At 74.9% G+C, this 12,932-nt stretch carries 13 protein-coding genes; 10 read left to right on the top strand and 3 right to left on the bottom strand.

All coding sequences use genetic code 11. The features are described from left to right. The first annotated feature begins 266 nt into the window (after positions 1-266). Positions 267-860, top strand: a complete 594-nt coding sequence (locus ACFRMQ_RS27730; protein ID WP_380733385.1) for a GNAT family N-acetyltransferase — start codon at positions 267-269, stop codon at positions 858-860. Between the two features lie 72 nt (positions 861-932). On the opposite strand, the gene ACFRMQ_RS27725 is transcribed toward ACFRMQ_RS27730, so the two are convergent. Together ACFRMQ_RS27725 and ACFRMQ_RS27720 are read right to left on the bottom strand one after the other, a co-directional pair. Next, positions 933-1,412: a macro domain-containing protein gene (locus ACFRMQ_RS27725; RefSeq protein ID WP_380733384.1), complete on the bottom strand. Its 480-nt coding sequence runs from the start codon at positions 1,410-1,412 to the stop codon at positions 933-935. Between the two features lie 9 nt (positions 1,413-1,421). After that, positions 1,422-2,765: an MFS transporter gene (locus tag ACFRMQ_RS27720; RefSeq protein ID WP_380733383.1), complete on the bottom strand. Its 1,344-nt coding sequence runs from the start codon at positions 2,763-2,765 to the stop codon at positions 1,422-1,424. A 116-nt stretch (positions 2,766-2,881) separates the two neighbouring features. Between ACFRMQ_RS27720 and ACFRMQ_RS27715 the strand changes: the two genes are divergently transcribed. Beyond that, entirely contained in the window at positions 2,882-3,862 is a 981-nt protein-coding gene (locus ACFRMQ_RS27715) for a LysR family transcriptional regulator (protein ID WP_380733382.1), read from the top strand. A gap of 144 nt (positions 3,863-4,006) precedes the next feature. Here ACFRMQ_RS27715 and ACFRMQ_RS27710 read toward each other — a convergent pair whose 3' ends face one another. Beyond that, positions 4,007-4,621 (bottom strand): YceI family protein, encoded by a 615-nt coding sequence (locus ACFRMQ_RS27710; RefSeq protein ID WP_380733381.1) that lies wholly within the window; start codon positions 4,619-4,621, stop codon positions 4,007-4,009. A 184-nt stretch (positions 4,622-4,805) separates the two neighbouring features. Here ACFRMQ_RS27710 and ACFRMQ_RS27705 point away from each other — a divergent pair, with 184 nt between their 5' ends. The 8 genes from ACFRMQ_RS27705 to ACFRMQ_RS27670 all read left to right on the top strand — a co-directional run bounded on the left by ACFRMQ_RS27705 (position 4,806) and on the right by ACFRMQ_RS27670 (position 12,889). After that, positions 4,806-8,123, top strand: coding sequence for an SNF2-related protein (locus ACFRMQ_RS27705; RefSeq protein ID WP_380733380.1), 3,318 nt, complete (start codon positions 4,806-4,808; stop codon positions 8,121-8,123). Then, complete coding sequence (locus ACFRMQ_RS27700; RefSeq protein WP_380733379.1) at positions 8,120-8,314, top strand: hypothetical protein; 195 nt, start codon at positions 8,120-8,122, stop codon at positions 8,312-8,314. The genes ACFRMQ_RS27705 and ACFRMQ_RS27700 overlap by 4 nt, the downstream gene beginning before the upstream one ends. A 45-nt stretch (positions 8,315-8,359) precedes the next feature. Next, complete coding sequence (locus ACFRMQ_RS27695; protein WP_380733378.1) at positions 8,360-9,253, top strand: RNA polymerase sigma-70 factor; 894 nt, start codon at positions 8,360-8,362, stop codon at positions 9,251-9,253. Between the two features lie 34 nt (positions 9,254-9,287). Then, a complete protein-coding gene (locus ACFRMQ_RS27690; protein WP_380733377.1) occupies positions 9,288-10,424 on the top strand; it encodes a MerR family transcriptional regulator in 1,137 nt (378 codons plus the stop codon). A 61-nt stretch (positions 10,425-10,485) separates the two neighbouring features. Beyond that, positions 10,486-11,292 (top strand): alpha/beta fold hydrolase, encoded by an 807-nt coding sequence (locus tag ACFRMQ_RS27685; protein WP_380733376.1) that lies wholly within the window; start codon positions 10,486-10,488, stop codon positions 11,290-11,292. A gap of 171 nt (positions 11,293-11,463) precedes the next feature. Next, complete coding sequence (locus ACFRMQ_RS27680) at positions 11,464-11,871, top strand: helix-turn-helix domain-containing protein (protein ID WP_380733375.1); 408 nt, start codon at positions 11,464-11,466, stop codon at positions 11,869-11,871. Between the two features lie 2 nt (positions 11,872-11,873). Beyond that, positions 11,874-12,413, top strand: a complete 540-nt coding sequence (locus tag ACFRMQ_RS27675) for a hypothetical protein (protein ID WP_380733374.1) — start codon at positions 11,874-11,876, stop codon at positions 12,411-12,413. A 125-nt stretch (positions 12,414-12,538) separates the two neighbouring features. Continuing rightward, complete coding sequence (locus ACFRMQ_RS27670; RefSeq protein WP_380705140.1) at positions 12,539-12,889, top strand: DUF2516 family protein; 351 nt, start codon at positions 12,539-12,541, stop codon at positions 12,887-12,889. The last annotated feature ends 43 nt before the right edge of the window (positions 12,890-12,932 follow it).

Genomic DNA, 12,932 nt, shown 5'->3' with positions numbered 1-12,932 from the left:
GGCCCATGCTCCGGTCCGGGCGCGGCCGAAGCCTCGGCCGTGCCGTTCTCGCCGTCCGTTCGGTTCGTCGCTGCCAGGTCGTCCACGAGCACGAGCCTAGCCGGAGACGACGTTCCATCCGGTGTCGGTGCTCGTGTCACCGGATGACCCCTCCGCACCCGGTACCACGAAGACCTCCTCCGATTCGAACGCGTTCAAAAGCTGAGCAGCACTGTAGACGCTTCGGTTGAACATGTTCAACTCCATCTCTGTGGGAGGCTGGTCACATGATCAGTTCAGGGCAGACCGTCATTCGACGCGGCGGCGTGCAGGACGCCGGGTCCATCGCCGAACTGCACGCCCACAGCTGGCGCACCACCTACCGGGGCATCGTCCCGGAGGAGGCCTTGGGCGACGGGATGGTCGCCCAGCGCCGTGAGCTGTGGAGTCTGCGCCTGGTCGTCGACTACGGGGAGCCGGAGAACACGCCGGAGCTCCTGGTAGCCGAACGGGCCGGTGAGGTGGTCGGGTTCATCTACCTCGTCCCGCAGCCGGACGGCGGGGTGCTGATCGACAACCTGCACGTGCGCCCCGGCCTGACCGGTGGCGGCATCGGTCGCGAGCTGCTGGCGGCGGCCCGCGCCCATGTCGCCGAGCGGCACCCCGGGGCCGGACTCTCCCTGGAGGTGCTGCGGGACAACACCCGCGCGATCGCCTTCTACGAGCGCGAGGGCGCCGAGCGGGTCCGGGCGCAGGAGGGGGAGTTCCCCGGTGGATTCCTGCTGCCCGAGTACGTGTACGCCTGGCCGGCCGGGCGGGTTGCCGTCGGAGCCGACCTGCCGGAGTCGACGGATCGGCAGGAGGCGGGCAGGGGCCGGTAGGAGGTCGGTGGAAGGAAGGCCCGAGGGCGGTCCGGCCCGGTCGGGCCCCTCGGATCGGTCGGGCCGGACGGGTCAGCCGAAGTCGTAGACGGTCACCGGGACACCCCGGGCCGCCAGCCTGGCCGTGATCAGCGGCTCGATCTCCTCCCAGCGCCCGCCCGCCAGGCCGCAGCCGATCCGCGGCATGTGGACGGAGGCGCCGAGCCGCAGCGCGTGCTCACCGAGCGTGGCCAGTCCGGTGTCGATCGCCTCGTACCGCACCGGCACCCCGCTGGAGCGCCCGGTGCGGATACCGCGCTGGCCGACCAGGTTGGCCACCCAGGTGTGCGGATCGACCGGCACCAACTGGACGGCGCCGAGGGCGAAGTCGTTCTTCGCCCGCTCCCGGTGCCAGCGCCGGTACGCGGCCTCGGGCTCGGGCCAGCGTCTGGAGAGCGCGAGCACGAAGCCCTTGCCCCAGCCGCCGAGGTCGTTGCAGACGTGCACGATCACCTTCACGCCCGTGCCCTGGGGCGTGGTGGCATCGCCTTGGACGTAGGTGATTTCCTCCATGCCTCGACGTTAGAGGGTGGGACTGACAATCGGCTCGCCAATTTCCGCCGGCCCGTTCACAGTCCCGTCCACCGGCCCTCCCATCGGACCTCCCACCAGCCCGTTCGCCTCCTCGCCCGCCGGCGGCTCCACCCGCGTCCCGTGCCCCGCCAGGTGCCGCCGCCCCGCCAGCGCGATCAGCAGCGCCAGCCCGGCGGCCGAGGCGGGCAGCGCGTAGCCGGTCCCCGGCGCGGCGTGCTCGGCGACCGTCCCGGCGAGCGCCGCCCCGGCCGAGATGCCGACCACGATGCCGGACACCGCCATCGCCATCCCCTCGTTGAACTGCCGCCGCGGCAGCAGCGCCTGGACCAGCGTCATCCCGGTCACCATGGTCGGCGCGGTGGCGGTGCCGGCCGTGAACAGCACCGCTCCGAGCACCCCGAGCCCGGCCCCGCCCAGCCCGGCGGCGAGCGGCAGCAGCAGCACCGAGGCCATCGCCGTGGCGCAGAGCAGGAAGCGGGTTCCGGGCGCCCGGCGCGGCGTCAGCAGGCCGAACAGCAGCCCGGCCACGCAGGATCCGCCCGCGACCAGGGCCAGCAGCAGGCCGGCGGAGGCCTTGTGGCCGAGCGCGTCGGCGTACGCCACAGTGGTGATCTCGGTGGCGCCGAAGACCATGCCGGTCGCCAGGAAGGTCAGCACCAGCACCCGCAGCCCGGGCTCCCGCAGCGGGGAGCCGTGCCGCCGCTCGGCGGATTCCCGGACGGGCGGCGGCGGTTCGGTGCGCCGCTGGGCGGCGAACAGCAGGGCGCCGACGGTGCCGAGGACACCGGTGGCGAGCAGGCCGGCCTCCGGGGCGAGCGTGGTGCAGAGCAGCATCGCGAGCACCGGCCCGGCCATGAAGCAGAGTTCGTCCAGCGCCTGCTCGAAGGAGTTGGCCAGGTGCCGGGCGGCCGGGTCGTCCCGGTGCAGGTGCGCCCAGCGGGAGCGGGCCATGCCGCCGAGGTTGGGCATGGCCGAGCAGGCCGCGGAGCAGAGGAAGAGCGCCCAGCCGGGTGCGCCGAGGTGGACGCAGAGCAGCAGGGCGGCCATCGGGACGGCGCTGTACAGCGCGGCCGGTACCGTCACCCGGGCCTGCCCGTACCGGTCGACCAGCCGTCCGATCAGCGGCATCCCGATCGCGCCGGTGACCAGTCCGACCGCCGAGACCGCCCCGGCCAGCCCGTACGAGCCGCGCCGCTCGGAGAGCAGCACCACGAGCGAGACGCCGTACATCGACAGTGCCAGCCGGCCGATCAGACCGGCCAGGGTGAAGGCGACGGCGCCGGGGGCCGCGAACAGCCGGCGGTAGGAGGTGAGGAGGGCGCGCGGGGGCATCGGGCTCCTGTGAGCAGGGCGTAAGGGGGTGTGCCCCCAGCCTGGTGCCGTCGGCCGGGGGCCGTCCAACACCTGGTTCGCCACACTCACAACACACTGTTGTTAATCTGCCGCCCATGCCCCGTGACCTGCACCCCCGCCTGCTCCGCGGCTTCGTCGCGACCGCCGAGACCCTGCACTTCGGCCGGGCCGCCGAGCGGCTGCACATCGCCCAGCAGGCACTCAGCCGGGACGTCCGGTCGCTGGAGGGGCTGCTCGGTGACGCGCTGTTCACCCGCACCACCCGCAGCGTCGAACTCACCCCGGCCGGGCGGCGGTTGCTGCCCCGGGCGCGGAGGTTCCTGGCGCTGCACGACGAGATCCTCGCCGAGGCCGCGACCGGCGCCGGGGCCGTCGCCCGGCCACTGCTGGTCGACCTCAACAGCGACGTCACCGGTCCGGACTTCACCCCCGGCCGGGTGCTCGAACGGGCCCGCGCCACCTGGCCGGAGGGCGAGCTGCTGGCCCGCTTCCACGGCGGACTGGCCGCGGCCACCGCCGAACTGCTGGCCCACCGGCTGGACGCCTCGTTCGGCCGATTCGCCGGGCTCACCGCCCCGCTGCGCGGCCAACTCGCCCAGCTGCCCGTCCGGTTGGTGCCGATCGCGGTGATGATGGCGGACACCCACCCGCTCGCCGGCCGCGCCGTCCTGCGCCCGGCCGAGCTGGCCGGCCACCCCGTCGACGTCTGCGCGGGCAACCCGGCCACCACCGAGTGGGCCGACCTGGGTGCCCGGCTGCTGCGCGAGCACGGCCTGACGGCGGCCGCACCGCACGTGCCGCCGGTGGGCGTGGACGAGGCCGCCCGCTACCTGGCCCGGCACGGCGATCCGATGCTGACCACGGTCGGCGGGCCGCGGATCCCGGGGACGGTGACCGTCCCGCTGGTGGAGCCGGTGCCGCTGAGCCTGGTCAGTCTGGTGCACCGGCCCGGTGAGCGTCATCCGGGGCTGCGGGCGCTGGCCGGGGCGGTGGGTGCGCTCGGTGCGGCCGAGGGCTGGCTGCGCCGCCCGCCGGGCAGCTGGCTGCCCTCGGCGGACGCGGCGCTGTTGCCGTAGGCGGACGCGGCGCTGCTGCCCTCGGCCGACGCGGTACTGATGCCGTTGGGCGGACGCGGCACTGCTGCCGCAGGAGTCGCGACGGCAGCCGGAACCGCCCCTGCCCCGGGGGGTCGGGCAGGGGCGGTGCTCGCGGGGACGGACTCAGCCGGCCTTGACGGCGGAGATGTCGAAGTTGAGCTTGACCTTCTCGCCGATCAGCACGCCGCCGGTCTCCAGCGCCGCGTTGTAGGTCAGGCCGAACTCGGTGCGGTCGACGACGGCCTTGCCCTCGAAGCCGACCCGGTTGGCGCCGTACGCGTCGGTGGCGCTGCCGGTGTACTCCAGGTCCAGCACGACCGGGCGGGTGATGCCCTTGATCGTGAGGTCGCCGGTCATCCGGTACGAGTCGCCGTGGACCAGCTCGGCGGAGGTGCTGCGGAAGCGGATCTCCGGGTGGGCGTCGATGGCGAAGAAGTCGCCGGTGCGCAGGTGCTCGTCACGCTGGGCCTGGTTGGTGTCGACGCTCGCGACCTTGATCACCAGCTCCGCCGAGGAGTTGTGCGGGTGGGTCCCATCCAGGTGCAGCTTGCCGTCGTACTCGGTGAAGCGGCCCTTGACGTTGGTGACCATCGCGTGGCGGACCGAGAAGCCGATCTCGCTGTGGGTGCTGTCGATGGCCCAGTCGCCGGTCAGGTGGGCGAGGTCCGGTCCGGCCGGGGTCGGGGCGACGGTCGCGGCGGGGGCGGTGACGGTCTTGGTGCGGTTGAACAGGCCCATGGCTTCCTCCTTGGTTCGAAGCCAGTTGTTTAGGCTTCAACTTGTTGGCTCCAGCGTAGGACAACTTCGTTCAACTTTCAACCACAACTTTCCGGCTTCCCCCGAACGGCTCAGCGGACCAGCCCTGTCGGCCCTCCCGGCTAGGCTGCGAAGGACGGTTCCACCCCGCCCGGAAGGCCCCCCGATGTTCGTCCTGCACGCGCTCTGGCGGGCGGACGGGCGGCTGGCGCTCTGGGCCGAGGACGCCCGCGCCCACCCCGGCGCCGCCGAACCACGCCCCGACCGGCCCGCCCCGCGCGCCCACCCCTACGCCTGCCCGGCCGGCGAGCTGGCCGCCGTGCTCGGCGGCATCGGCCCGGGCCTCGGCTGGCTCGCCGGCCAGGCCCCCGAACGCTGGGCCACCCTGCTGCTGCCCACCGTCGGCACCGTCCCCGCGCCCTCGCCCGACCTTCCGGTCACCCCGCCGCGCGGCGCCGCCGTCCTCACCCCCTGGCGGGTGCCGGCCCTGCTCTTCGACGCCGCGGCCGCCGCCCAGCTGCTCGGCGAGATCTTCGACCCGGTCTGGGCCGTCACCAGCGCCGACCTGCCCGACACCGGACGGGTCGAGGTGGTCCACGGCCCCTCGCTGCGCTGGCTCACCGCGGTGCACGACCTCGCCTGGCGCACGGTCGGCCGGGGCCGGGTGCTGCCGCTGCCGGTCCTGGCGGACGGGCGGCCGCAGGCCCGGTGGCGGCCCGACCTCACCCCGGCCGGGCGCCGCGAGGCCGCCGCCCTGGCGGCCGGCTGCCCGCCCGTCCTGCTGGGGGAGTGGCCGCACGGAGCGGGCAGCGGGGAACAGTCGCACGGCCCCGGTGGGGAGCAGCCGCACGGCCCCGGCGGTGCGGAGGCGCTGCTGGGTGCCGCACTGGGTGCGCTGGTGGACGCCGAGGCCCGCGCCGCCCTCGCCGACACCCCCTTCCCGGCGCCGGGCGAGGCCGTCGTCGAGCGCTGGCTGCACGCCCTCACCACCCCCGACGGCCGGCTCGACGGCGCCCCGCCGGAGGAGTTCGCCGACCTGCGCGACCGGCTCGGCGCCTGGTACGCGGCCGCCGAGCCCGTCGATCCGGCGCTACGCCTCTGCTTCCGTCTGGTCGAGCCGCTCGGCCCCGACCCGGACGACCCCGAGGGCAGCCCCTCCGACGACGCCTGGCAGCTGGAGTTCCTGCTCCAGGCCGTGGACGAACCCTCGCTGCTGGTCCGCGCAGTCGACCTGCACGAGGGCGGCGCCGCCCACGCCGCGCTCGCCCGCAAGGCCGCCGACCCGGTCGAGGTCCTGGTCGCCGAACTCGCCCGCGCCGCCCACCGCTGGCCCGCCCTGGACGGGCTGCGCCACCGCTCCCGCCCGTCCGCGCTGCCGCTCGACCGGGCCGGCGCCCTGGACTTCCTGCGCACCGCCGCGCCCGCCCTCGCCGAGGGCGGCTTCGGGGTGCTGCTGCCCGCCTGGTGGCGCCGCCGCCCCCGGCTCGGGCTCGCGCTGCGCGCCACCACCCCGCCCGCGCCGGGCTCGCTCGCCGTCACCAGCCAGGTGGACCGGGACGCCGTGGTCGCCTTCCGCTGGCAGGCCGCGCTGGACCCGGAAGGGGCGCCGCTCACCGACCAGGAGCTGGCCGAACTCGCCGCCGCCAAGCAGGGGTTGGTACGGGTTCGCGGCACCTGGCTGGAGGCCGACCCGGCGCAGATCGCCGCCGCGCTCGCCGTCCTCGCCGACCGGCGCGACGGCGTGCTCGCCGCCTCCGAGCTGCTGCGGCTCGCCCTCGATCCGGAGCCGACGGCCGCCGGGCTGCCCGTCACCTCGGTGCAGGCGCGGGGCCCGCTCGGCGACCTGCTCGCCGGGCGGGCCGGCGCCGCCCCGGCGCCACGGCTGCCGGAGGACTTCCGGGCCGTGCTGCGCCCGTACCAGGAACGCGGGCTGGCCTGGCTGTGGACCATGGCCGGGCTCGGCCTCGGCGCCGTGCTGGCCGACGACATGGGTCTCGGCAAGACCGTCCAGACCCTCGCCCTGCTGGCGGCGGAGAAGGCCGCCGCGCAGTCCTCCCCGCAAGCCGCGGGGCAGTCCTCCGCGCGAGCCGCTGAGCGGGCCACCACGCAAGCCGCACCCGGCCCCACCCTGCTGGTCTGCCCGATGTCCCTGGTCGGCAACTGGCAGCGCGAGGCCGAACGCTTCGCCCCCGGCCTGCGCCGCCACGTCCACCACGGCGCCGGCCGCCTCGGCGCGGAGCGACTCGCCGAAGCCGTACGGGGCGTGGACCTCGTCATCACCACCTACGGCCTGGTCCAGCGCGACCACGCCGCGCTGCGGGCGATCCGCTGGCGCCGGGTGGTCGCCGACGAGGCCCAGCACATCAAGAACACCGGCACCGCGCAGTCCCGGGCGGTCCGCTCGCTGCCCGTCACCCGCCACCGGATCGCGCTCACCGGCACCCCGGTGGAGAACCGGCTCTCCGAGCTGCACGCCGTCCTGGACTTCGCCAATCCCGGCCTGCTCGGCCCGGCCGAGCGCTTCAAGGAGCGCTACGCGATCCCGGTCGAGCTGCACCGCAGCCCCGAGCGCACCGCCGAACTCCGGCGCCGCACCGCCCCGTTCGTGCTGCGCCGGGTCAAGTCCGACCCGGCGGTGGCGGCCGAACTGCCCGCCAAGCAGGAGATGACGGTGTGGTGCAACCTCACCGCCGAGCAGGCGGGCCTCTACCAGGCCGTGGTCACCGACCTGTTGCGGCGGGTCGAGGGCATCCGGGGTGTGGAGCGGCGCGGCACGGTACTGGCCTCGATCGGCAAGCTCAAGCAGGTCTGCAACCACCCGGCCCAACTGCTGCACGACGGCTCGGCGGTGGGCGGCCGCTCGGGCAAGGTCGCCCGGCTGGCCGAGCTGCTGGAGGAGTCGCTGGCCGAGGGGGACCGGACGCTGGTCTTCACCCAGTACGCCGAGTTCGGCGCGATGCTCCGCCCGTACCTGGAGCGCCGGCTCGGGGAGGAGGTGCTGTACCTGCACGGCGGCCTGTCCCGGGCGCGCCGCGACGAGCTGGTCGATCGCTTCCAATCCCCGGACGGGCCGAGGGTGTTCCTGCTCTCGCTGCGGGCCGGCGGTACCGGCCTCAACCTGACCGCCGCCAACCAGGTGATCCACCTGGACCGCTGGTGGAACCCGGCGGTGGAGGAGCAGGCCACCGACCGGGCCTTCCGGATCGGCCAGCGCCGCGACGTCCAGGTCCGCCGACTGGTCTGCGTCGGTACCGTCGAGGAGCGGATCGACGAACTCCTCGCCGCCAAACGCTCGTTGGCCGAGACGGTGGTGGGGGAGGGGGAGCACTGGCTCACCGACCTGCCGGTCGAGGCACTGCGCGAACTGGTCGCCCTCACCAGGGAGGACGCCGTGGCCGAGGACGACGCCGTGGCCGAGGACGACGCCGAGGCCGAGGGCGACGTCGAGGCCGAGGACGACGCCACAGCCGAGGAGGAATCGTGACCGGACAACCCGCACCCGCGGTGAACGTCGCCGCCTACTGGCGCGGCGACTTCACCCTGCACCCCGCCCCGCCCCGGGAGGACGACCAGGACGAGCCCTCGCTGCGCCGCCTCGGCCGCGCGGGCATCACCGCGTACGGCCGTGACCTCGCCACCGTGCTCGACCCCGCGTACCGGGCCTTCCGTTCGTGATCCCCTTCCGTTCGTGATCCCCTACCGTGCGGTAGCGTCCCGGGCGTGACCGACACGTCTGACAGCCGCCTCGCCGACTTCGAGCAGCACCAGCGGATGGTCTTCGGCATCGCCTACCGGATGCTCGGCAGCGTCGCCGACGCCGAGGACCTCGTCCAGGACACCTGGCTGCGCTGGAGCGGGGTCACCGGCCCGGTCGCCAGCCCCGGCGGCTTCCTGGCCCGTACGGTCACCAACCTCGCGCTCAACAAGCTGGACTCGGCCGCCGTCCGCCGCGAGTCCTACGTCGGCCCCTGGCTGCCCGAGCCGCTGGTCGCCGAGCCGGACGCGACCGACGGCGTCGAGCGGGCCGAGACCGTCTCGGTCGCCCTGCTGGTGGTGCTGGAGAGCCTGTCTCCGCTGGAGCGGGCGGTGTTCGTGCTCAAGGAGGCCTTCGGCTTCTCCTACCAGGAGATCGCCGAGGCCCTGGACCGCACCGAGGCCGCCTGCCGCCAGGTCGGCAGCCGGGCCCGGGCGCACGTGCGCGCCCGCCGGCCCCGCTACGACGCCCCGCCCGAGCTGCGCCGCCGCGCCACCGACGAGTTCTTGGCGGCCTGCGTCGGCGGCGACCTCAACCGGATGCTCGAACTGCTCGCCCCCGACGTCACCGGCTGGACCGACGGCGGCGGCGTGATCAGCGCCGCGCGGCGACCGGTCACCGGCGCCGAGAACCTCGCCCGCTTCGTCCTCGGGGTGCTCGGCCGGCTCGGCGAGGGCGCCGCCGCCCGGCCGGTCCTGGTCAACGGTGACCCGGGGGCGCTGATCACCGTGAACGGCGAGGTCGACTCCGTCCTGGTGTTCGAGTTCGCCGAGCAGCCTGACGGCACCGCGCGGATCTCCGAGATCCGCGCCGTCCGCAACCCGCGGAAGCTGGGCCACCTCACCGACCGCTCCGCTTGACCCTCGACCAGGTCGAGACCGCAGAGTCACCGCCATGGAGAGCGAGCTGCACAGCATCGGCGAGCTGGCCCGCGCCAGTGGCCTGGGCGTCGGCACCCTGCGCTACTACGACGGCGCCGGGGTGCTCGTCCCCGCCTGGGTCGACCCGCAGACCGGCTACCGCTGGTACCGGCCCGGCCAGCTCGCCGACGCCCGTCTGCTGGTCCGGCTGCGCCGGGTCGGCCTGCCGCTGCCGGCCGTCCGCGCCGTCCTCGGCGCCGAACCCGGCGGCGGCGAGGCCCGACGGGTGCTCGACGCGCACCTGCGCCGACTGGAGGACGGCCTCGCCGACGCCCGTCGCGAGCTCTCCCTGATCCACGCGATGATCGACCAGAGGGAGCAGCCGATGACCACCACCCCCGCCGAACTGCGGCTCACCGTCCGGGCCGAGGGCCTCGCCGCCGCCCTGGACGCGGTCCGCTTCGCGGTCGGCGACGACCCCGAGCCGCCCTCGCTCGCCGGGGTGCTCTTCGAGCCGGACGGCCCGGTGCTGCGCCTGGTCGCCACCGACCGCTACCGGATGGCCCTCGCCGAGGTGCCCGCCGTCGCCGCGGACCCAACCGACCCGGCGTCCCCGGCGTCCCCGGCCGACCCAACCGACCCGCCGGCGGCCGGCACCATCGTCCCGACCGCACTGGTGGACGCGCTGCGCGCGCTGCTCGGCGCGGGAGCCTCCGCGGTGGTGCTCACCCTGGGCGGCGGGCTGGTCCGCGCTGACCTCGGCGGGCACCGGATCGAGGGCGCCGCCCTGGACTTCGACTACCCCGACCACCGCGCCCTCACCAGGCTCGAACCGGAGCACCGGATCATCCTCTCCGCCGCCGAGCTGCGCGCCGCCGTGGAGACCGGCGCCACCCGCACCCTGCCCTCCGGCCCGGACGGCGCCGACTGCGAGGTCACCGTCCTGACCCTGACCGGGGACGGCCGCCTGACCGTCGCCGACGACCCGGCCCCCGAGGGCTACCGACTGGCCGTCAACCGGGACTTCCTGCTCGACGCCCTCGACGCGGGGCGGCCCGGCGCGCCCGGGCAGCTGCTCCTCGAACTCGGCGGCCCGATCGCCCCGCTGGCCGTCCGCACCCCCGGCCGCACGGGCACCTTCTCCGTCCTGATGCCGGTCCGGCTGCCCTGAGTCCTCGGGCCCGCCGAAATCCGGTCGACAGGGCCGTCGGGGGCTCTGCGATCATCGCCGGATGAGCCCGCACACCGCTCCCCCCGCCGTCGAGGTCCACGTCCCCGTTCCCGGCGGCGACCGGTTGTGGGCGGAGCGCCGCGGCTCCGGCAGCCCGTTGGTGCTGCTGCACGGCTCCGGCACGGACTCCCGGCTCTGGGACGCCGTCGCCCCGGCCCTCGCCCGGCACCACGACGTGATCCGCTACGACGCCCGCGGCCTCGGCCGATCCAGCGGGCCGAAGCAGCCCTTCGACGACGTCGCGGACCTGACCGCGGTGCTGGACCACTTCGGGCTGGGCAGCGCCGCGCTGGTCGGCCTGAGCATGGGCGGCGAGACGGCGCTGGACTTCGCCCTGGCCCACCCCGGCCGGGTCGCCGCGCTCGGTCTGGTCGGCGCCTCGGTCAGCGGCCACGACTGGCCGCCGTCCCCGGAGACCGCCGCCTACGCCGAGGCCCGGCGGCGCGGCGACGCGGCGGCGCTGGCCGAGCTGGAACTCTCCGTCTGGGCCGCGATGGGCCGCGACGCGCCGGGCGGCGAGCTGATCGCGACGATGGTCGAGGAGAACTCCGCCCGCCGGATCGTCAGCGAGCACCACCTCGCGGGCGGCGCCCCGGCCCGGGCGGCCGAGCCGCTGCTCGGCACGGTCACCGCGCCCACCCTGGTCGTCCACGGCGACCGCGACCACCCGGAGATCGCGGCGATCGCGCGGCGGCTCGCCGCCGACATCCCGGGTGCCCGCGGCCACCTCGTCCAGGGCGCCGACCACTACCTTCCGCTGCGCACCCCCGATCGGCTCACCGACCTCCTCCTCACCCACCTGGCCTAGGGCGTCCGCGGGCCGGCACCCCCGGCTCCGGCCCCGGCCCCGGCTCCGGCCCCGCGACGCCCGCCCGTCCCCAGGACCCGGGCCCCCGGGCCCTGGAAACGCCCACCTCGCCCGTTTGCTGCCGCTAGCACTCTGCTTGCATTTGCAAGCAGGGTGCTGCAGGCTGGCCGCATGGCCTCACTGAACGTCGGCTCGCTCGGCGAGTACATCCGCGAGCAGCGCCGCAACGCCCAGTACTCGCTGCGGCAGCTGGCGGAGGCCGCCGGCGTGTCCAACCCGTACCTCAGCCAGATCGAGCGCGGGCTGCGCAAGCCGAGCGCGGAGATCCTCCAGCAGATCGCGAAGGCGCTGCGGATCTCGGCGGAGACGCTGTACGTCCAGGCCGGGATCCTGGAGGAGCGGCGGGGCGAGGGCCTGGAGCTGCGGGCCTCGATCCTGGCTGATCCACTGATCAACGAGCGGCAGAAGCAGGCGCTGCTCGCGGTCTACGACGCCTTCCTCAAGGAGAACGCCGCGTCGGCCCCCCGGCCGGCGACCGACGGCCCAGCCACCCAGCACACGCACCGGGAGGACCGGTAACCATGCCCATCACCGACGAGATCAAGAAGACCCTCACCGACCCGACCCCGCTGTACGCCCTGGCGGGCGCCGGCGACCTCGCGTACGAGAAGCTGCGCGAGGTGCCGGGCAAGGTCGAGGCGCTGGCGGCGGACCGCAAGGGCGCCCAGGAGAAGGCCGCCGCCAAGCTCCAGGAGGCGCAGTCGCTGCTGACCGGGGCGCAGGCCAAGGTCGCCGACACCGTCACCACCCTGCCGACCGACCTCAAGACGCTGCAGGAGCGGGCCCAGGGCTTCGCCCTCCAGCAGGTGGCCCGCGCGGTCGAGCTGGCGGTGAAGGCCAAGGAGACGTACGACGAGCTGGCCGAGCGCGGCAAGGTCGTGGCGGACAAGGCCCGTCCGGGTGACCAGGAGGAGGCCGCGCGGACCGAACTGGCCGTGGAGACAGTCGAGTTCGAGCCGGTGGCCGACGCCGAGCCGGTGGTCGAGACCGAGCCGGTGGCCCGGCCCGCCGCGAAGAAGCCCGCCCGGTCCCGCAAGGACGCCACCGACGCCTCGGAGTGAGTCCGGGCCCCGGGCCGGGCCGGGGCACATCCGGTGACCACGGGACGTTGACCGGGTTGCGGGCGGCGGTCATGCCAGGATGGGCGGCGGTCGCAGCGTCGGAACAGAGAGCAGAGGAGATCGAAATGGTCGGAGTGTTGCAGATTCTGGCCTTTTCCTATCTGAATCCGATCTGGTGGGCGACGGTCGCCATCCTCGCCTACAAGCTGTTCGCCCTGGCCGACGCGGTGACCCGCCGCGAGGACGCCTACCGGGCGGCCGACAAGAAGACCAAGGGTTTCTGGGTGGCGATCCTGGCGATCTCCTTCGGCTGGGACTTCCTGTTCGGGGTGAACTTCTTCACCGGCATCGGCACCCTGGCCGGCCTGGTCGCCTCGATCGTCTACGTGGTGGACGTCCGCCCGGCGATCCGGGCGCTGACCGGAGGCGGCGGCCGGGGCGGCCGGAGCAACACCGGCCCGTACGGCCCCTGGTAGGTCGGGCAGCGGACAACACGGCGGCCCGGGCAGGGAGTTCACC

This window comes from Kitasatospora sp. NPDC056783 (assembly GCF_042789895.1).
Lineage (GTDB): Bacteria > Actinomycetota > Actinomycetes > Streptomycetales > Streptomycetaceae > Kitasatospora.
The sequence above is the reverse complement of the archived record's forward strand: the minus strand, read 5'-3'. Positions and strand labels throughout refer to the sequence as shown.